Genomic DNA, 21069 nt, shown 5'->3' on the forward strand with positions numbered 1-21069 from the left:
CCGCTCAGTATTAACATGAACAAAATTTTTACATCTATCCTCGAGATTTATTTTTATATCTGGTTAAAATAAGAAAAAAATTTAACTACTAGGGGGTGAGTTTTTAAGATGGGATTCATGAGCTGGTTTGGGAAGAAAACCTCAAATTCAAAACAAATCCAAAACCAACAGCCATCTAACCATGAAAAAGATTTCTACGGCCAACAGCTTAAAGGCAATTTTCACAGTGATTTAGAGCAATTGAAAATGATTTTTGAACGATCTTCGGATATTGTTTTTCGTGAATTTCAGCTGGCTGGGAAACAAAATGGAGCTCTCATTTTTTTGGATGGTTTGGTTGATAATCAAATCATCGATTCCGACGTAATAAAACCCTTAATGAACGTGGGGAATAATGGGACGTTTCCGTACGCGAAAATACCTTTGAAAGAGATGGATTCTTTTCTTCGGGATCCACTTATTTATGTTTCGCAAATAAGTATAGGGAAAACCATGAAGGAAATAGTGGATCACATTTTAAGCGGTGACACGATTCTATTATTGGATGGAATAAATCAAGCTCTTATTATTAGTGCTCAAGCTTGGGAAATGAGATCTGTCGAAGAACCAGCGACTGAAGCTGTCATTAGGGGGCCCAGGGAAGGATTTACTGAAAATCTGCGAACCAACACCAGTCTGATTCGCAGAAGGTTAAAAACGCCTCAGCTTAAAATGGAATCCATGACCGTGGGGCGGTTATCCAAAACAAAGATAGCAATCACCTATTTGGAGGGAATTGCTGAGTACTCACTAATAGCGGAAGTAAAAGAAAGACTCAATCAAATCGATATCGATGCAATTTTAGAAAGTGGTTATATCGAGGAACTTATTCAGGACAACCCCTATTCTGTTTTTCCTCAAGTAAACAATACGGAACGCCCGGATAAAATAGTGGCAAATTTATTGGAAGGGAAAATCGGGATTCTTATCGATAATACTCCTTTTGCCTTAATTGTTCCAGTTAGTTTTTTTGAAATGCTCCAATCGAGCGAGGATTATTATCAGCATTATATGGTTTCGACGGTAATCCGATGGCTTCGCTTGTTTATGCTGGCAGGTGCTTTGCTTTTGCCTTCACTTTATATTGCCATAACGTCATATCATCAAGAAATGCTTCCTACAACCTTATTACTTAGTGTGGCTTCGAGCAGGGAAACTGTTCCGTTTCCCGCTATAGTAGAAGCTTTTATAATGGAAGTCTCCTTTGAGGCATTGCGGGAAGCCGGTGTACGCCTGCCGCGGCCAGTTGGACAAGCTGTAAGTATTGTTGGCGCCCTCGTAATTGGACAGGCAGCAGTACAAGCAGGAATTGTATCAGCTTCAATGGTTATTATCGTTTCTATAACAGGGATATCTTCATTTATTTTTCCAGTCTTTAGTCAGGGAATCGCCATTCGTTTGCTCCGATTTCCGATGATGATCTGCGCAGGAACGCTCGGATTGTACGGTATCTTGGTAGCTAGTTTAATTCTATTAATTCATATGACTCGGCTTCGCTCGTTCGGTGTTCCTTATTTGTCTCCAGTTGCACCTTTAGATTTCTCGAGTCTCAAAGATACTTATGTACGTGCCCCTTGGTGGAAAATGATCGACCGTTCCGATCAGACAGGGAAAAAGAATCGTAAACGAATGAATCATTTAATGCGTCCACGGCCGCCTAAACCGAGGAACTAGCTCGAGTGAGTGGTTCGGAAAGGGAAACAATATGAAAAAACTAGGAATCCTAGTAATAAACTGTATGATTATATTCGTGCTGACCGGCTGTTGGAGCCGGATTGAGATCAATGATATCACGATCGTTACAGCTACTGCCATAGACAAGATGAATGATGGGAAAATTCGTGTTTCACTTCAAGTAGCGATCCCTAAACAGCTTGGACCTGTTGGAGCCGGCGGTTCCGTGGGTAGCAATGGTTCGACCGTTGTCATTTCAGAGACAGGAGAAAGTATGATGGATGCCATCAGGAGACTTCAAGAAAAATTGCCTCGCCGGATTTTCTTTTCTCATAACAGGATTTTAATTATTGGAGAAAAGGCTGCCAAGGATGGGGTTTATCAAATTTTAGATTACATATCGAGAGTTAGGGAAGCACGTATGCGCAGCTTTATTTTGTTTTCAAAGGGAGAGGCCGCATCCATTTTGAGACTGACTCCGGTCATTGAACGATACTCTTCAGAAGCCATTCGGGAAGAGGAGAAATCAGGGGTCGGAGCAAAAATAATGATAAAGGATTTTTTCAATATGCTTACGACCGAAGGCATCTCCCCTGTCGCAGCTGAAGTAGCCATACGATCAGAAGAAAAGGGCAGGAACAGTTCTAAGCAGACTGCCGCCATTATTGGATCAGCTGTATTTCGTAAAGATAAATTGGTGGGGTGGATCAATGATAAGGATACACGGGGAGTGCTGTGGATTCGTAATGAGATGGAGAAAGGGAACATTACCGTTTCGATACCAAAAGAAAAAGGAGGAGGAAAAATCAGTGTTGAGTTAAAAAAAGGCCGGACAAAGGTTAAACCAATCCTTGTACAAAGCAAAGTAAAAATGAATGTGAATATTCAAGCACAAGTTGAAGTGTTTGAAAATAGTTCAAAATTGGATTTAGGTAACCCTAAAGTTTTACAATATGTTCAAACCTTACTTGAAAAGGATGTCGAAAAAAGGTGTGAATTAGCACTTTTTAAAGCACAAAAACAGTATCATACTGATATATTTGGGTTTGGAAATGCGGTCTATCGCAGCCATCCAAAAGCATGGAAAGAACAACATAAAAATAAGTGGACTGAGGAATTTCCAAACCTTGAGGTTAGCGTAAACCCCCACGTTTCCATCGTTAGAACAGGGTTATCCATCAAGTCCCCAGAGATGAAAGATTGATAAAAAATGTACAATCATCTTTATATTAATGCTTCTCCCAATAAATATTAAAAAAGCGGTTTTTTAAAATGATCTGCCCTCCTCTCAATTAGACATCGGAAATAAATAAACGACACTAAGCGGCGTTAGCCCTGAATTCATTCTACAGAGCTAACGCCGTTTAGTTGCAATCTCAGCTATTCCAGCCTAATGGAGGAGTTGTTGCAAATATATGGTGTTTCATATACAAGTCTACTTCTTCTATAAGATTTTTCAAAAAAGTTGTACGGTCCACTTCCACAATAATACGTTTTCAGATAAAATTAAATAATAGAAAAGAAGAAAAATAGTAAACTCACAGTTCCAACTTGGCCTGAAAAAATGGCAAATATAATATCACTTATCTAAATACACTTATGCTATTTTAATGGTACTTCAAAAAATTATGGGAATTTGGTGAAAATTATGTTGAGATATGACGGTAAATTCTTTCGAATCCTTGAGGTAGTTACAGCTTTCTTTCAGTTAAATGTTATATGGTTGTTATTATGCATACCTGTAATAACCATTTTCCCTGCCACAGTCGCAATGTATTGCGTTACACGGCAATGGATTTTGCATAAAGATTTCAGTGTTTTTCGGCCATTCATTCAATATTTTAAGGAAAATTTCAAACAAAGTTTTGGACTAGGAATTCTATGGATTATCTTCTGCGGACTGTTTTTTTTAGATTTTATGTTGCTGAAAAATGTTGGTTCTTTTCGGTATATATTGTTTCCGGTTTTATTTTTAATGGGACTATTAATTCTCTTTACCTCAATATTTATCTTTCCAACAATCGCTAACTTTAAGGTCAACTGGTTAAATGCACTCAAAAATTCACTATTTTTTTCAATTAGATATCTTCCGACTACTCTTTTAGCGGTCCTTTATATTGGATTAATGGCACTTATTCTTTTTAAATGGCCGATAACCTTTTTATTTATTTTTAGTCTTGGTGCCTATAGTATTTACTATCTTTGTCACCGAGTTTTTACCAAAATCCACTTGGTTAAATCGTCTTAAGTACTTGTATGTACAAGTATAACCATTTAAATTTTTCATAAGAAGAGGGTGCCTCCAAAAGAATTAGTTTTGGAGGCACCCTCTTTTAAATTATAAAGTTGGTTAACATCAATTTATCACCACAGCCCGACCGTGAAAACAAAGCGTCTTTAAGGTCTATACTCTAAAGAGTTTCTAGTTCGTTAACCCATACTTGCATTTCCCCTAATCCACGGTTAGCCCAGGCAAAGTAAGGGATAAACTTAATAGCTACTGATTCCGTTTCTAGATGGATGTTTGGTTTATACAAGGCCTCTCCCCAGTTTTCTGTTTTCCGTTTTATCGCCTCTCCAGTAATCACCTTCATCCCGCCAAGGAGGTTTTCGTCCTCTTCAATTTCAAGAATTCGATCTGAAGGTAATAAAATTTGATACAGATTTTGACCATTGTCTGCTTCTTCCAAGCAATAAATGAGCGGGCCTCTTTGAATAGCGACTTTTCCAGAAGTATGGCGTACAAGTGGATGTCCTTTCATACGTACAACCGGCATAGAGAGAACCAAATGGATTTGATCACCAGTTTTCCAGGTACCTTTTAACATGGCATACCCATCGATTATAAGTCCAGATACTGATTGAAGTTCACCATTTATGGAGATTTCTGCATTCTCACACCAGTCCGGGATACGTAACGCAAGAGTCAGGTCAGTTTCTTGATCCGCCTTAATGGTAAATTGAATGCTGCCACTCCATGGATAATTTGTTTCTTGTTCCAAAATTAGACGCCGGTTACCGTCCAGCTCAATTTCTGCCTGGCCACTTATATATAAATGAGTATAGACTGTATTTTCACGTACGGTATAAACATATTGGCCTAAGGAAGCTAGCAGCCTGGCTACATTTGGCGGGCAGCAGGCACAGCCAAACCATCTTTGGCGAGTAGGCTTCACATGGTGGTAAATATGATTGGATTCACAGGCATGTGGCTCAACTTCAAGTGGATTCACATAGAAAAAACTTTTTCCATCGTGCCCCATACCTGCTAATACGGTATTGTATAATGCTCTTTCCATTACATCCGCATACTGACTATTTGGTTCTACCTGCAACATTCGTTGCGCAAAGAAAATTAACCCAATAGAAGCACAAGTCTCCGCATAAACCGTATCATTTGGAAGGTCATAATCAGTTGAAAAGGCTTCTCCATGACTTTGTGAACCAATTCCGCCGGTGATATACATATTCTTTGAAACCATATTGTTCCAAAGCCTTTTACTAGCTTCATACATTTCCTGATTACCAGTTTCAGCCGCCAAATGTGCCATTCCCGTACACATATAAACAAATCGGACTGCGTGGCCAACAGCCTTATCTTGTTCACTAACAGGCTTATGTGCTTGGCTGTATTCCTTATTCCGGATCATCCAAGAATCTGGCCAATGATGGGTACCACCTCTTTTTTCGAACTCTTCTTCATAAAAATGCGGCTTTCTCCCTCTTTCCTCTAAGAAATACTGGCTTAATCGCAAATATTTATCGTTTGAAGTTACTTCGTATAGTTTGATCAGTGCCAATTCAATTTCTTGATGTCCGTCATAACCATGAAGCTTTCCAGGCTCTGTGCCAAAAACATCAGCTATATGATCAGCAAATTTAATGACCACATCTAGTATTTTTCTTTTTCCAGTTGCTTGATAATAAGCCACTGCCGCTTCAATCATATGACCAGCACAATATAATTCATGGCATTCACTAAGGTCCGTCCAACGTTTCCCTGGTTCTTTCAAGGTATAATAGGTGTTTAAGTATCCATCCTCCAATTGAGCTTTTGCAATAATATCAATGATTCCATCTGCAATCTTTTCAAGCTCTTCGTCTCTCTCTACCGATAGCAGGTAACCAACAGCTTCCAGCCACTTAGCCACATCACTATCTTGGAAGACCATGCCATGAAACTCTCCCGTTTCTTCTCCTGCTGCAATTTTAAAGTTTTTTATAGCACAACTTGGCTCTGCATCTGCTATTTGGTCATTAAGGGCGTCCCATTGATAGGGAACAACAACATCCCGAACTAAGTTAATGTAATAAGACCAGAATGGATCATTAATCTTAACCTTGTTTAATGGCAGAGTTTTTATTTTCATAACAATCTTTTCCATTTTGTGCCTCCTAGATTAATAACTTGCGTGCATGTATTTGGAACAGCCTTGTAAATTATTAAAATAACTTTATTAGGATGGAGCCGTGCGGTGGCAGCATTGGTTTAATTCCATCTGTAATTTCTCCAAGCTCTTCCTGGCTCCACACATTTCTTGCTCTTTTTTTAGCAGAAAGCCCCAGTTGTGCTAATGTAACCTCAACTTCAGCTGTTTTATCTGCTGCATTAAACAACGCTGCATAAGTGTTATTCTCCTGATCCTTTGCCGTCCAGACGATTTTATCATCCTTACGGTAGACTAGGCGATTGCTGCGGCTATTCTGATTTAATTCAAGTACTTCTTTATTTGTTAGCAAGGAAAGGGTCCATTCATCATTATCTCTTAGCTCTCCGCCAAACATTAGCGGGGAACGGAAAATAGACCAAAGGGTCATCATCGTAACCTGTTCGTCTTTTGTGAATCGGGTCCAGCGGTCTGCCCCGCCTCCATCAACGGAACGGATGCCAATATGCCCTAATGGAAGCATGTCACAATCAGGCCAATGACCTACACCCGTATATTCGTTCCACTTTTCGCATCGTTCAAACATGCCATATAAAAGATTCCAGTGATCCCAGAAATCATCCGTCATTCTCCACATATTAGCATTTGCTTTCAAGTCTTCCGCATACTCCAATGGAGCAGGTCCTGGAGACAGGCTAAGCACCATAGCTCTCCCACAGTTTTCAATTGCTTTTCGGATCAATTTGATTTCATCTAAATGGGTGTCATAAAGCCTTGATGCTGCGATATCATCCACTTTTACAAAATCCACGCCCCATTCAGCATACATTTGAAACAAGGAATTATAATACTCCTGTGCCCCAACTTTACCAGCATCCACCCCATACATATCGGTATTCCATGGACAGATCGAATTTGGATGAGCGATATCTCTTGCCCTAGCCTTGGTCCCTAGTATCGGTGTATTAGCATGAACAGCCTGACGCGGAATCCCACGCATAATGTGAATTCCAAATTTTAAACCAAGGTTATGTACATATTCGGCCAACGCTTTAAAACCATTACCGTCAGCAGCAGAAGGAAACCGATTGACAGCTGGAATTAGCCTTGAATATTCATCCATTTCCAGCGGAACAAACGGACGATAAACAGAGGAATTTGCACCCGGTTCATACCATTGAATATCAACAACGACATATTCCCAGCCATATGGTTTTAGAAACTCTGCCATATAATCAGCATTTCCCTTTACTTCCTCTTCCCTTACCGCGGCTCCATAGCAATCCCAGCTGTTCCAGCCTAATGGCGGTGTTTTTGCAAATGTATGATGTCTCATTTTCTCATTCCCTTTCTATTAATTTATTGCTCTTTAAACTAATAATAAGGAATTGCAACAACTACATCTACGATAACATTTTGCCCTTTATTGTAAAATATTGCTCCCTTTCCACCACTTCAATCAAACCTGAGCTCATTTAAGTAAGCCAGATCTTTGCCTAGGCGAAACTCCCCAGGGGAAAAACCAATCCATTCACGGAATACCTTAATGAAGTAGCTGCCATTGGAATATCCAATTTTTCTTGCAATCTCTTCTATCGTTAAATTCGTATTACGAAGGAGCTTGACCGCCTTTTCCATCCTGACTTTTGTTAAATATTCCATAGGTGACAGTCCAGTTGTTTTTTTAAAAAGCCGGGTAAAATGATATTTGGATAGTTCAACTCTATTTGCCAGTTCTTCCAGACTTTGCAGGGAAACGTAATCTTCTTCTAGGAAACGGACGGCTTGGACTACTTTTTCCGGCCAGATTTCTTTTTCCTTTTTATAGGCTGTACTATACCGGAACAGCTCCATAATAAATTGATAAACAATAGAAGATGCACGAAAACCATCGGTGATTTGATTCTTGCTGGCGGCAAAATAGGCACTTTTCAAGAAAATAATCGGCGGGCTATCTTCTGGTATTTTAGGAATCTTGCCGATTAACTTCACCAGTTCTGTCCATTCTCTTTGTATATTGATAGGTCTTACTAAAATAAAATAAAATTCCCAGTTTTCACTGTCTGCCGGCAAATAATAGCGGTGATTACTTGGGATTTCTACCATAAACGCCGACCCTGCCTCTACTTGATGAACCTCACCGTCTATCTCAATATTTCCAAATCCCGAAATGGTATATTGGAACAATAGAAGCGGACCGTCTTTTCGTTTTAAACCGTCCCAATCATACGAAGAGTCAGTTATATTCTGATACCCAACAGCAAATAGCTGGTAGAAGGAACTATTTAGAGTATCTAAGAAACGAAAGCCATATACCCCATATTTATTAGACATAAAGGAACCCCTTGAAATCAAAAATTTAGTAATAGAATTACCGATTTTAATATTACCTCTTTTCCACTAAAATTGCTTTTCATACAAAGAAGTAAAGTAATGATATGTGATGAGACCTGGTGAAATGAAAGACAAAGAGACTGTTAACGAAAGTAACAGTCTCACTAATACAAGTTAATAAAAAAACTGATTCTACTGATGATCACTTCAAAGGAAAAAGTTTAATTCTTACTAATAGCTATTCTAGGAGAAAATGGAATGACCGCATCCATCTTTACTGCTAAAGGTACAACTCCTTCAACAGCACTTGTACATCCGACGAGACGGTTAGACGCAGCTATCATTCTTTGTCTCTTTTTCATTGTGTCCTTCCTTTGTTCTCCAAGCGCAACCCTATCGAGCTTGATATCCCCTAAGTATGGTCTAATTTCCCCATTTGTAAAACTTCCGGCATCAAGTAACTCAATTCGTTTTGAGCGGAAACGTAAGTGTAATAAGTCTCCTTGTTTAAGGTACAACACCCCTCCGCCATTATAGGCTTCCGGAGTCATATGGCCAATTGCTGCCCCGTAAGTAACTCCGGAATATCGACCATCACTAATTAGAGTAGCTAAACGTTTGAGTTGGCGATTTGCATTAATATGCTGCATCGGATTGAACATCTCAGGCATTCCAAATGCCTCAGGTCCTTGACCAGCGATAATTATGGTAAGTTTCAAACTTTGATCTTTTACCATTCGATTGAATAATTGATGATAGGATAAGGATTTTGCTTCTGAATAACTATCTGGATGATTATATTTCCACATATGCAGCAAATGCTCTTGCGAAAATGCTTGCTGGTCTCTTAGTTCATCTAATAATTGGTCATTTAATAATTGGTTATTCGCATCTTCTTCATTTTCAAAATAAAGAACAAACGAAACTTTATCATCAAATTGATCTAATTGATAGGTAGTCATCCCACTAATTTTGACAACCGCACTTTCAAAAAAGTTCCCCCGTAATACATCGACTCCACTGAACTTTCTTAGCGGCTTACTTTGGATGATTGGATTGTCCTTAACCCCATCTGCGCTAAGTCCTTCCGTATTACTCAGCCTTTCCTTCCAGGTTTGGCCAGTGACAGTTAAAGCATCGACATCCATAGGAACTCCATTTCGAATTAATTCATAAAAAAGAGTTTCCATTCCTCTAATCTGACCAGAGCAGCATTGCTCTGCCAGTACGAAAATATCCCTGCCTTCTGTAAGGCTGTAATGAAATAAATCGGGTATAGGATGTGATTGATGAATTTTCTCAATATCCCAAAGACTGAAGTCATATCCAGCATAGACCATTGCCCCAACAATATGCATCATTAAGTTGGTGGACCCGCCGCCAGAGCTATGAATCCGGATGGCATTTGCAATATTAGCACCGACCAACTCAGCCACACTGCATTCTGGGCGATTCGCTATCATAAATAAGGATTCAATGGCTGGCTTTAGCTGATCTGAAGTGGGTGGTTCTGTTAACAATTCCAGTTTAGGGTGAACTAACCCAAAACCTGCCATCAAATCTCTGGAACTATTTCCCGTTCCATGGAAGGCACATATTCCCCCTGCTGAGTCACATGTATTAATGGCAAGCCTCTTTTCATAATCCTTATGTTGCTCATGGGTAATGATACCTTTCTCAACAGCCCGAGCAAGAACTCCTTGAAATTGTGTATTCGATGTACATTGTAAGATAAAACTTAACGCATCGTTAAGATCATCGGCAATATTCTGTTCACCCATTAAGGATGCTCTGTCAGCAATTTCTTTTAATTCCACTTGTAAATCCTGCGGAATTTCCCCTCCCTTTAAAACGTGAGAAGGGGCAAACGTTGCAAATACGGGTGCTTCACCACGGTAGCGCCGGACTCGATCCAATAAAGCTAAACCACTTAATACACCTAAAGGCTGCTTATCACAACCTTGGATAACAAATGCCCCATGATAAGAATGCGCTTCCATTTGGTTCACGACAATTTCAGCAATAGCATTACGGCTTTGCAGCGAATAAGACATCCCCATATTACTTTGGGCTGTACCGTCACACATCACTGGTGTACTAAAATAAAACGGAACCCCTCCTGCTTCCCAAATTTTTAAAGCTGCCCTTGAAACAGTTTCTAGATCTAAAATATGGGCAGGATGGTCCGCAGAGCCACCAATAATTGCGATACGAGGTGCATTCTCTTCTAAACGGTTATATATTTCCCCTAATGTCCAATCGGATTTTGGACCTTGATAAGAGTCTCCTAGAACCTTTTTCGCCCTATCCAATAGTCCTGCTACTGTAATCGGTTCATTTGCTTTCCCTTGCACATTTTCCCTATAAGGGTTAATTGGATTGTTAATTATTGGCTTTTTATCATTTACATTTCCGGTCATATAAAGCCTCCTGCTCCACTTCAATTTTCATTTAAACACTAAAATCGTTTTCTATAAATCTATAGATTTATAAAAGGAAACCATACATTATGGATACTCTCCACCTATGTACAGTCCCCTTTCATTAACTAATTTTCTTTTTTCATTAAGGCTTAACGAATACCGTTTTGATGGAGGTGTAAAACTCAATTGCAGCAGTTCCTTGTTCTCGTGCACCGGAACTGGATGCTTTCATACCGCCAAATGGTGCTTGTAATTCAACTCCTGCTGTTTCATAATTTACTCGGACAAGCCCTGCCTCACTTGCCTCGATAAATTGAAATGCCTTCCCAATGTTTTTCGTGAATATTGATGCACATAAGCCATATGGAATGTCATTTGCCAATTCGATTGCTTCCTCAATGGTTTTAACTTTTATTAAGGCTAACACCGGACCAAAAATTTCTTCTTGACCAATGGTCATGTCTGATTTAACATCATCAAAAATGGTCGGCTCTACAAAATACCCATCCTGCAGTTCAATTGCTGATGGCCTGTTACCCCCAACTAGAACGGTTGCGCCTTCTTCTTTTCCTTTTTCAATATAGGATAGTACAGTGTTTAACTGTGATTCATTCACACATGGTCCCATCCAGGTCCCTTCCTCAAGGCCATCGCCAACCTTTAATTCTCTTGTTCTATCAACTAATCTTTTTTTGAATTCTTCATATATTCCTTCTTGTACAATGACTCGGCTAGTTGCGGTACATTTTTGACCCGTGGATCTTAGTCCTCCGCTTATAGTCGCTTCCACTGCCTCCTCAAGGTCGGCATCATCTGCAATGATAATTGGATTTTTTCCGCCCATTTCCAATTGATATTTTGCGCCCCGTTCAATGGCCCCAAATGCCACTCTTTTACCGGTAGAATTGGAACCTGTAAAGGAGATTCCGTTTATTTGAGGATGATCAATGATGCGAGTACCAACTACTGAACCTTTCCCCGTCACCATATTGACTACCCCTGCAGGCAAGCCAGCCTGCTCCATACATTCGATTATTTTAGCACATGTGACGGAAGCCTCCTGTGCAGGCTTAATCACAACTGTATTTCCATAGATTAAAGCCGGTGCCATTTTCCATAGAGGGATGGCAACAGGGAAATTCCATGGTGTAATAATTCCCACAACACCTAAGGGAACACGGGTTGTATACATTAACGCCTTGCTATCGGATGCTGGAATGACATCACCGGTTTTCCGTAAGCCTTCCCCAGCATAATACCTTAGAATAGCTATACCACGTAAAGTTTCTCCCTTTGCTTCTGGAAAGGTTTTTCCCATTTCTCTTGTAAGTGTTTCAGCAATTTCATCCAGGTGCTTCTCCATAATATCAGCAATTTTAAAAAGTAAGTCTCCTCTTTGGGCACCAGATAAATTCCGCCATGTTGCTGTTGCATTTTGAGCAGCAGCAACAGCTTTATCTACATCACTTGTAGATGAACTTTGATAGTACCCAACTATTTCATTGCGGTGTGCCGGACTATAACTCCTTTCAACCAAATTGGTAGATGATGAAATCCATTCTCCACCTATAAAATTCCCATACGTTTTTACTTCCGTTTGAACTGTCATAGCTACCCTTTCCCTTCTTTTCATACTTTTATTAACTAAATTGTTTCAACTATTTTTACTGCTTGTTTTTTTACCGGATTAACCAATGTACCTATACCCGGAATTTCTATTTCAATAAGATCACCGTCTTGTAAAGTATAATTTTCTGGGGGAACAATGCTTGTTCCTGTTAAAAGTACAGTCCCATTAAACACAATATTATCTTTTACTAGATAGGAGCATAGTTCTTCATATGTTCTTCGCAACTCACGGGTACTCGCTGTTTCTTCAAATACTTTTTCCTGATTTCGATAGATACGACAGGTAATCTGAAAGCTATAAAAATCTTCAACTGTTTCTGCCAAACGAATAGCAGGACCAATCGAGCATGAATTTTTCCATATTTTAGCTTGAGGTAAGTAGAGTGGATTTTCTCCCTCAATGTCCCGGCAGCTCAAATCATTTCCAATTGTGAACCCAAAAATTTGCCCATTCTCATCTAAGACAAGGGCTAATTCAGGTTCGGGAACCTGCCAGCTTGAATCAGTTCTTAAACAGAGGGATTCGCCTGTTCCTCTTGTTCTTTCTTTAGTAGATTTAAAGAAAATCTCTGGCCTTTTTGCCTCATAAACTTTATCATAAATGGTTGGCTCAACATGTTTCCCACCGGTAGCTTCATAGTTTCGTTCTTCCCTGCTTCTAAGATAAGTGACCCCAGCAGCCCAAACTTCTTGTGCTTCTATTGGTACGAGTAATTTAAGCTGTTCTACCCCTTCCTTCTTAGGCAAGGTATCTTGGATAGCTTGCTGAATGATTTCAACCATCGATACTTTTCTTTGTTGTGCTTCCTGCCTTAGTTCAAGGATGTTTTCAAATGGCAATTCGTAAAGTAAATTCTCATCGGTAATGGCAGCTAATTTCGATAAACCGTTTTCTTCCAAGAATCGTATAATACGCATCCAATCACCTCTAATTAGTTTTACATTATAAAACTGAGTTCTATAATGTATTTATATAAAAACTCCATTATTCAGAATAAGGGGTTCTTGAAAAATAACCGATTTTTCGGCATATTTCTTCACTGAACTTGTTCGTTTGTATGTTTTTTCAATATATTTAGCAGACCTTCGTTAATTTTACAGTTCTTAAAGGCAAACGACTGCATAATAAGGTCAATTTCTTCTTCGGATAAATCTTTAAAAATCTTCGCATACTCGGGCTGGATCAGTGCTCCCGCATAAATGGTAAAAATGGCTTGTGAAAGGCTGGAAAGATTAAAACTGTGAGACAGTTCAGGATTAACCACCTCTTCCAAATGGCTAGCTAACTTCTCGACTGATTTTCTTGCTTCAAACCCAGGCAGCCAAATCATCCAATCGTCCGTATTTAATGCAAGTTTCATTTTTAAAATGGAAGAAATCTTCTTCATATACTCTGATTCCGGGTCAAGTGTCACTAACCCCATAACGCCAACATCCTTATACGTCCAAGTTGTCCAATGAGCGCCAAATTCTTCAAAAATATGAATTTGATCATCCATGGCACTTAAACGATCCGGGATCTCCTGCTCTGGACCATTATAGACGGAGCCAAACTCACCCACCCAAAGAGGTACATCATATTTCTCTGCAAACTTAGTACCTTCATGGTTATAAAATACTTCCTCTTGGACAGATTTATCCCAATACTTGCCACTCTCTACGCGGGCCGTTTTTGCATCTGCCACTCCCGGGTACTGTCCTGGTCCAAATCCAGCCGCTGTATAGTTATGACTGCTGTAGACCAGATTTTTTGCAAATGGAGCTTCTAAACCGGCAAACAGCTTGGAATAGTTATCCCCTTCAAGGAAAATGATGTGGTCAGGATCAATATTGCGGATGGCTTCAACGACCCGTTTATAAATCCGATTCATCCTTTCCCAATCTGGTTTATAATTGCCAAAGAATGTGTGTGGAAAATCGCCGTGCGGGGTATTCACACATGGTTCATTCATGACGTTATATCCTGCAATAACACCTCGCCCTTTATAACGGCGGGCAAACTCTTCCCACAGAGCGATAAACCTGTCTTGATACGTTTTGTCATGCCAGAAAAAGCTATGCCGCACATCATTATCTGAATGCCAGTGGGTGTTTTGGAACCCCTGCACGGCGTGAAGATCAAGAATAACGTAAAGTCCGTGCTTTTCACAAAGATCAATGATTTTGTCCAGGCGGTTAAATCCCGATTCTTTGTAAGTAAAAGGTGCCTCATCATCCTCAAAATGTCGATAATTTAAAGGAATTCGAATGGTGGTTGCTCCCCAGCTCTTAATAAACTTAATATCATCTTCACCAAAGAAATAGTGCAGCAGCCGGTCGAATAAAAATTCTGCTTTTTCCTTTCCAATGACTTCGGAAACCGTGTGACGGAGGGCATGTTCCGTCCCTGTATAGCCATTAATAAAGTCCTCCATATTCATCCAGCCGCCAATACAAGTTCCTCGAAGTTGAATTGGATTTCCAGTTGAATCCGTAATTTTATTATTTCTTACCTGAAGCAATTCCATCTTTATTTCCTTCCTTTCAATGTTGAACAAGTGTCCAATTCTCCGTATTGTAAAAACAAACTATTCTATATTTTTGCGATTTTCTTATCCTCTCGCTTTTAATTCAGCTAGAACTCTTTTATGTTCTTTTTCATCCAAGTTGTAGAAGTATATGGCGACAAGCTCGATAAGAACAAATACTGCCGGAATGGCTGTCATTGTAACCAAAATACCATTTAATGCGGTTGCCGTTTGGGCTTGATTGGCAACATAACCGAAGTTGGCCAAGATCAAACCTGGGACAATTCCTCCGATAGCCATACCAAACTTAAAGAAGAATCCGACTAATGCATATATGACACCGCTTGCACGTTTACCAGTCTTGTATTCACCATAATCAATTGTTTCAGGAATTAATGCCCAAGTAAAGGCACCTGCCGTGATGGTACCTAATGCCGCAACTAAACGCCCTGCAAATACAAGCGGAACCATGGATGCTGGAATAACAAATAAAGCGATTAAGCCGATTGCCTTCAAAGTTAAAGCTGTAAATAGTAACTTTTTCTTACCCATCCATTTATACATCAATGGCATTAATGGCATAAGGATGAGTGCAGGAAGCGTTCCCATTAAACCATACCACTTGACTAAATCCGGTCTTGCAACGTTATAAGTGACATAATAAATTCCAACAGAGTTGACGATGGAGTTAACACCGAAATTAAGAATAAAGAAAAAGCATACAATGACTAGCGGACGATTGGCCTTTAATTGAAGAAAGATATCTTTAAAATTAACTTTTGCTTCTTTGGAGTGATTAATTTGTACTCGTTCTTTTGTATTCATGAAACTGTAAATTAATAGAAGTGCGCCTAAAACTCCCATGATTGACATGGTAATTTGCCATCCAGTACTTGTTTTTCCAGTTGCATTTGTAAAAAGTCCGGCTAAAAGCGGTACTCCAAAAGAAACAATTAAGCCACCAGTATTTGAAAATAACATTCTAACGGAAGTTAAACTTACAACCTCTTTGTTATCTTGAGTAATGGCTGAAGTAAGCGCGGCATAAGGAATGTTAACTACTGAATAGGTGATCGATAACAGAATATAAGTAATATAGGCATACACTAGTTTCATAGGATCAGAAAACGCAGGAGTGGTAAAACAAAGAATCGCTACGCCTGCAAATGGAAAGGCACCATATAAAAGGTATGGACGAAATCTTCCGTATTTAGTATTTGTTTTATCAACAAATGTTCCAATCAGCGGATCAGCTACTGCATCAATCATACGAACAATCAGAAACATAAACCCGGCCGCTGCGGCCGAAATTCCAAATACATCAGTATAGAAGAATAATAGATAACTACTTACGGTTTGATAAATGAAGTTACAAGCTAAATCCCCAGTGGCATATCCAATTTTTTCCTTCATTTTAATTCTTCCAGTTGGTATTACTGCTATTTTTTCAGCAAGATTTGTATTCATCCTTATCCTCCTTTTGGTAATCAATCATATAATAATGAAGCAGGAACACTGGTCTTCTCCAAAGTTAGACAACTTCGTTTGTCTGTCGCACAAACAAAGTGATAATAAAGAATCCTTCACCTCCCTTTTCTCTCCTCTTTAAGATAAAAATCTTATCGGCAGTTTAACATTAGAATAGCTAGAGTTTCCCAATCCTTCCCTTATTCACTTATACCAAATAATTGAACATATTAATTCAAATAATTCTAGGATTACTTTGGGATTCTTGTTTGTTAAGTTCCCTATTTTTTCTAACCTATAATTCAATGTATTTCTGTGAATTTTCAGTTTTTTAGCTGTATTGTTAATATCACCATTTTCCTCCAAGTATACTTGCAATGTATGGAACAACTCCTGATCGTTTCCTAAACTTTCTAGGACCGATAAGATAGAATTATGATGATCTCTGTGATCGGAGGCGAGATGTATAAATAACTTTAAATCATTATAAAAATAGACCTTTTCTGAGGGTTTTATTTTCACCCCAACTGACAATGCATTGGCAGCCTGTTCCAGCGTAATGGCGGCAAATTCCTCCTTTTCACCGATTGCTACTTTTTCTATATCCTTATTTACTAATAAATCGGTTACTACTTCCTTAAAGCTGCTAGGTTCTGTCAGAAACAGGACCCTCTTGCTATTGTCAACGGTGAAAAAGTGCCTAAACCCATCAAAAAATGCCTTCATGCCTTTTGAATGTAATTTTCCTTTAATTAATATGGCTTGACATTTTTTTGTTAGGTCAATACCATACATTTTTCCCTGTTGTAAAAATTCATCATCATAGCTTGTTTTTCGATAGGATAATTCGTGATAAAATGTCTCACGCTTGATTCTGTCATTCTGTGCTTTCTTATTTATGTTTTCCTGTTCGATTAGAAGTCTTGCGGTTGCCCCAACAAGCTTACTAAAGGGCCTTACTTCATCAGGAAGCCCTGTAATCCCAATTACCCCAATAATCTCACCGTTAATAACAATAGGCTCATTGACGCCAGGCTTCATCCCGTCACCTTCGGTATAAATTTCAATGATGCTCTTTTGGGCAATGACCTTTGATGCCCCCTTATGCAATGATCCTATCCGTTGTTTATCTCCACTCCCAATAATCACCCCTTTTTCATCCATTAGATTAATATTGTAGGGTATGATCTTCATCATTTCCTTTGTGACCTTTTCAGCTATTGGCTTTGATAGTTTCATGACATCACCTTTTCTTACCAGCTATTCATTATTAGTTTAAACCTGCTAAACTATTTAATAAATAGGGCAGAACTCATTTTATGGCCTAGTTGATCACATTTACCTCGCCAAATTCATTAATCTTATCGCACTTTCAGAGGCTCTTTTCAGGTTTTGCTGACCATTTGCTAATGCTTCCTCTAGTGAACTAACTCCTTGCATAATGCTAAAAATAGAATCAATCTTCTCGTACAAGGAATCGATATTTCCACCGACTTTACCAGCGAATGCCACCACTGGCTTATGATATTTCTTAGCAAGTGAAGCCACCCCAAAAGGAGTTTTTCCAAATTTAGTTTGGAAGTCTATACTGCCTTCACCAGTCCAGACCATGTCTGCATCCTTAACTTTCTCTTCCAGTGACGAATATTCGATAACCATATCAATACCTTTTTTTAAAGTTCCATTTAAGAACACCATGAGTCCAGCACCCAAGCCGCCTGCTGCACCAGCTCCAGGTACATCCAGGAGGTTTATATTAAATTGTGCTTTAATAATATTTGCGTAATTCATTAAATTTTTGTCTAATAGTTCAACCACTTCTGGTGTCGCACCTTTTTGTGGTCCAAATACAACGGTTGCCCCTTGTTCTCCACAAAGCGGGTTATTAACGTCACAGGCAACTTCAAGGCTAATATCCTTTATCCGCGGATCAAAATGGGTCAGATCAATTCTTGCCAAGCGGCCTAACTCCCCTCCGCCAAAACCCAGCTCTTCGCCATTTGCATCGAGCAGTTTACCGCCTAAAGCTTGTACTACCCCTGCTCCGCCATCATTTGTAGCACTTCCGCCGATACCAATTAATAGTTTATTTATCCCCTTATCTAAACAGGCTTTTATTAATTGACCTGTACCGTAGGTGGTGGTAACAAGGGGATTCCTTTCTTCTTTTCGTACTAAATGAAGTCCACTTGCACTAGCCATTTCAATGATTCCAGTTTTACCATCTCCTAAAATCCCATAGGGGGCTTCCACTTCATTTCCCAAAGGACCTATAACTTTTTTCGTATATATTTCACCGCCAGTAGCATCAACCAGCGATTGCATCGTGCCTTCTCCGCCATCGGCCATTGGAACTTGAATGCACGTAATCTGATGATTTACTTTCTTGATTCCTCTTTCCATTGCTTCACATGCCTCTTTTGCTGTCATACTTTCTTTAAATGAATCTGGTGCTAATACGATGACAAAATTTTTGTCCATGATTCCGCCCCCTTTCCTTTTTATAATAGACATTTACCAAAACCAGTAAAGCGCTTTCTAAAATCATATTAATCTATTTACTTTTATTTTGGTATAGTCGATGCAACAAATATATTTGTGCATTTGCACAAAAACATTATTTCAAGGCCGGCAGATCAAGAGAAACAGGGCAGGCTTTTTAACTTTAATTTTCCATGTCTAAATATAGTTTCTACACATCTTTTTCTAATAAAAATAGGGCTGATCCTTGGTTTTTGAATCAGCTCCCTTTTGATAACTTGTTATTATCCTTTAACAGAACCCGCTGCAATACCTTCCACAATTCTGTCACTAAGAACAAAGAAAGCAATAAGAACCGGAATAATACTGATCATCAAGGTTGCACCAATTGCACCCCAATCTGTTAAATATTGTCCTACAAAGTTATTAACTCCAACTGTGATAGTCTTCCATTTATCAGAGCTTAAGAAAGTATTAACAAAGACGAATTCGTTCCAGTTATAAATCATGTTAATGATTACCGTTGTTGAAAGTACTGGTACGGTCATTGGCAGTGTAATTTGAAAAAAGATCCGATGAATCGAACAGCCATCTATTACTGCAGCTTCTTCTACCTCCCGTGGAAGGGATTTGTAAAAGCCACTTAAGATCATGATGGTGATAGGCAAGTTGAACGCTACATAAGATAAAATGACAGAAATAGGATTATCGATTAAATGGACAGATTTAAAGGTATTAAATAATGGTATTAATGTTGAGTGAAGGGGAATCATATACCCCGCCATAAACAAGCCTAGAACTAACCCGCTAAGCTTCCATTGCATTCTTGTAATCGCGAATGTGACAAAGCTAGCTAGAATGACAGTTAGTACGACAGCTACAACGGTGTAAATCACACTATTAAAAAAGTAAGCATCAATATGTCCAGCAGTCCAAGCCTTTAAATAGTTACCCCATTGTGGATGTTGAGGCAATGAGAATGGGGACATACCAAAAACCTCTTGATTGGTTTTTAAGGAAAAAAGGAATAACCATATCAATGGGTAAATCTGGATGATAGCGATCATTCCTAGAATTAAATAGAGAATTCCGTAACCAATTTTTTTCCCAAACGTATTACTAGTTTTATATGAAGCAGATAGGGTCGAATGTGTTTGTGTTTCATATGCAACTTTGCTCATCTTATTCACTCCCCTTTTTTAATAATCCACATCTTTAGTAGATAGTAGTTTTTGAATTAACCAGGTCATTAGCATACAGATCACAAGTAAACCGAACCCGATGGCACTTCCGTAACCGAAGTTATATTTGGTGAATGCTTCTGTATACATATAGGATGCCATAACCTCACTCGCATGGTTAGGGCCGCCGCCAGTCAAGACGAAAATTAAATCAAAATACTTTAATGAACCAACGATGGCTAAAATGACCATTACTTTGATGACTCCTGCAATCAGAGGAACTTTAATTTTATAAGCAATTTGAAAAGCAGTGGCACCATCAATTTTCGCCGCTTCAATCAGTTCTTCCGGAACATTTTTTAAAGCAGCATAAAAAATGATGATATAAAAACCAGCGTATTGCCAAACAATCGGAATAAATAGGGCATATAAAACGATGTTCGAATCCGCTAACCAAAGCGGTGGATTTTCCACACCAAACGTCATTAACAATCTGTTGATCATTCCGTTAGACGGGTCAAATATCTTCGCCCATAACTGTGCTATTGCAACAGAAGATAACAACATGGGGATTAGGTAAATTTTTCTTAAAAAGTTAGCTCCCTTAATCTTACTTGCTAAAATTAACGATAAAATCAAGTAACCAATCAGGCTGATTGTGGAGAAAATACCGAGTAATAAGGAATGCCATGTACTTTGCCAAAACATTTTGTCATGGATTAGATTTTTGTAGTTCTCTAAACCTATAAACTTCATCTTCCCGATGCCGTTCCAGTCCATTAAACCATAATAACCTGTTTGAACTATTGGGATATAAATCAAAATAAGAATAAGTAGTAAGGCAGGAAGTACGTAGAGGCTTATGGCTAACTTGTTTGACATTACGTTTTTCATTTTCTATACTCCCTTCTAATTAAAAACGTAAGCGCCTAGGTCGGGAGCGACA

15 protein-coding genes are annotated in these 21069 nt (G+C 39.0%); 3 read left to right on the top strand and 12 right to left on the bottom strand.

What is annotated here, in order from left to right:
* Positions 1–108 precede the first annotated feature (108 nt).
* The 3 genes from M3226_RS22120 (at position 109) to M3226_RS32805 (ending at position 3961) form a co-directional block, all read left to right on the top strand.
* Positions 109–1713: a spore germination protein gene (locus tag M3226_RS22120; RefSeq protein ID WP_251570714.1), complete on the top strand. Its 1605-nt coding sequence runs from the start codon at positions 109–111 to the stop codon at positions 1711–1713.
* A gap of 31 nt (positions 1714–1744) precedes the next feature.
* On the top strand, positions 1745–2917 hold the full coding sequence (locus M3226_RS22125; protein ID WP_251570716.1) for a Ger(x)C family spore germination protein: 1173 nt from the start codon (positions 1745–1747) through the stop codon (positions 2915–2917).
* 444 nt (positions 2918–3361) lie between these two features.
* The gene (locus tag M3226_RS32805) at positions 3362–3961 is read left to right on the top strand and encodes a YesL family protein (RefSeq protein ID WP_374110666.1); all 600 of its coding nucleotides are present in this window, start codon (positions 3362–3364) and stop codon (positions 3959–3961) included.
* 163 nt (positions 3962–4124) lie between these two features.
* Here M3226_RS32805 and M3226_RS22130 read toward each other — a convergent pair whose 3' ends face one another.
* From M3226_RS22130 to M3226_RS22185, 12 genes are all read right to left on the bottom strand, one after another.
* Positions 4125–6098 carry a glycoside hydrolase family 127 protein gene (locus tag M3226_RS22130; protein ID WP_251570718.1) on the bottom strand — a complete coding sequence of 658 codons (1974 nt, stop codon included), beginning with the start codon at positions 6096–6098 and terminating at the stop codon, positions 4125–4127.
* Between the two features lie 58 nt (positions 6099–6156).
* Positions 6157–7437, bottom strand: coding sequence for a glycoside hydrolase family 27 protein (locus M3226_RS22135; protein WP_251570720.1), 1281 nt, complete (start codon positions 7435–7437; stop codon positions 6157–6159).
* A 119-nt stretch (positions 7438–7556) separates the two neighbouring features.
* On the bottom strand, positions 7557–8435 hold the full coding sequence (locus M3226_RS22140; protein ID WP_251570722.1) for an AraC family transcriptional regulator: 879 nt from the start codon (positions 8433–8435) through the stop codon (positions 7557–7559).
* Between the two features lie 221 nt (positions 8436–8656).
* The gene (locus tag M3226_RS22145) at positions 8657–10855 is read right to left on the bottom strand and encodes a dihydroxy-acid dehydratase domain-containing protein (protein WP_251570725.1); all 2199 of its coding nucleotides are present in this window, start codon (positions 10853–10855) and stop codon (positions 8657–8659) included.
* A 145-nt stretch (positions 10856–11000) separates the two neighbouring features.
* Positions 11001–12467, bottom strand: coding sequence for an alpha-ketoglutaric semialdehyde dehydrogenase GucD (gucD, locus tag M3226_RS22150; RefSeq protein WP_251570728.1), 1467 nt, complete (start codon positions 12465–12467; stop codon positions 11001–11003).
* A gap of 35 nt (positions 12468–12502) precedes the next feature.
* Entirely contained in the window at positions 12503–13405 is a 903-nt protein-coding gene (locus M3226_RS22155) for a fumarylacetoacetate hydrolase family protein (protein ID WP_251570729.1), read from the bottom strand.
* Between the two features lie 119 nt (positions 13406–13524).
* Positions 13525–14994 carry a glycoside hydrolase family 5 protein gene (locus M3226_RS22160; protein WP_251570730.1) on the bottom strand — a complete coding sequence of 490 codons (1470 nt, stop codon included), beginning with the start codon at positions 14992–14994 and terminating at the stop codon, positions 13525–13527.
* 84 nt (positions 14995–15078) lie between these two features.
* Complete coding sequence (locus M3226_RS22165; protein WP_251570731.1) at positions 15079–16461, bottom strand: MFS transporter; 1383 nt, start codon at positions 16459–16461, stop codon at positions 15079–15081.
* A 204-nt stretch (positions 16462–16665) separates the two neighbouring features.
* Positions 16666–17700, bottom strand: coding sequence for a CdaR family transcriptional regulator (locus M3226_RS22170; RefSeq protein ID WP_251570733.1), 1035 nt, complete (start codon positions 17698–17700; stop codon positions 16666–16668).
* Between the two features lie 99 nt (positions 17701–17799).
* Positions 17800–18942, bottom strand: a complete 1143-nt coding sequence (locus M3226_RS22175; RefSeq protein ID WP_251570734.1) for a glycerate kinase family protein — start codon at positions 18940–18942, stop codon at positions 17800–17802.
* Between the two features lie 284 nt (positions 18943–19226).
* The gene (locus M3226_RS22180) at positions 19227–20123 is read right to left on the bottom strand and encodes a carbohydrate ABC transporter permease (protein WP_251570736.1); all 897 of its coding nucleotides are present in this window, start codon (positions 20121–20123) and stop codon (positions 19227–19229) included.
* An 18-nt stretch (positions 20124–20141) separates the two neighbouring features.
* A complete protein-coding gene (locus M3226_RS22185; protein WP_215044632.1) occupies positions 20142–21017 on the bottom strand; it encodes a carbohydrate ABC transporter permease in 876 nt (291 codons plus the stop codon).
* Positions 21018–21069 lie beyond the last annotated feature (52 nt).

The organism is Neobacillus cucumis (genome assembly GCF_023715505.1).

Bases quoted from the DNA above. Each gene is read 5' to 3' on its own strand.
- M3226_RS22120 (WP_251570714.1), top strand. From the start codon at position 109: ATGGGATTCATGAGCTGGTTTGGGAAGAAAACCTCAAATTCAAAACAA.
- M3226_RS22125 (WP_251570716.1), top strand. From the start codon at position 1,745: ATGAAAAAACTAGGAATCCTAGTAATAAACTGTATGATTATATTCGTG.
- M3226_RS32805 (WP_374110666.1), top strand. From the start codon at position 3,362: ATGTTGAGATATGACGGTAAATTCTTTCGAATCCTTGAGGTAGTTACA.
- M3226_RS22130 (WP_251570718.1), bottom strand. From the start codon at position 6,098: ATGGAAAAGATTGTTATGAAAATAAAAACTCTGCCATTAAACAAGGTT.
- M3226_RS22135 (WP_251570720.1), bottom strand. From the start codon at position 7,437: ATGAGACATCATACATTTGCAAAAACACCGCCATTAGGCTGGAACAGC.
- M3226_RS22140 (WP_251570722.1), bottom strand. From the start codon at position 8,435: ATGTCTAATAAATATGGGGTATATGGCTTTCGTTTCTTAGATACTCTA.
- M3226_RS22145 (WP_251570725.1), bottom strand. From the start codon at position 10,855: ATGACCGGAAATGTAAATGATAAAAAGCCAATAATTAACAATCCAATT.
- gucD (WP_251570728.1), bottom strand. From the start codon at position 12,467: ATGACAGTTCAAACGGAAGTAAAAACGTATGGGAATTTTATAGGTGGA.
- M3226_RS22155 (WP_251570729.1), bottom strand. From the start codon at position 13,405: ATGCGTATTATACGATTCTTGGAAGAAAACGGTTTATCGAAATTAGCT.
- M3226_RS22160 (WP_251570730.1), bottom strand. From the start codon at position 14,994: ATGGAATTGCTTCAGGTAAGAAATAATAAAATTACGGATTCAACTGGA.
- M3226_RS22165 (WP_251570731.1), bottom strand. From the start codon at position 16,461: ATGAATACAAATCTTGCTGAAAAAATAGCAGTAATACCAACTGGAAGA.
- M3226_RS22170 (WP_251570733.1), bottom strand. From the start codon at position 17,700: ATGAAACTATCAAAGCCAATAGCTGAAAAGGTCACAAAGGAAATGATG.
- M3226_RS22175 (WP_251570734.1), bottom strand. From the start codon at position 18,942: ATGGACAAAAATTTTGTCATCGTATTAGCACCAGATTCATTTAAAGAA.
- M3226_RS22180 (WP_251570736.1), bottom strand. From the start codon at position 20,123: ATGAGCAAAGTTGCATATGAAACACAAACACATTCGACCCTATCTGCT.
- M3226_RS22185 (WP_215044632.1), bottom strand. From the start codon at position 21,017: ATGAAAAACGTAATGTCAAACAAGTTAGCCATAAGCCTCTACGTACTT.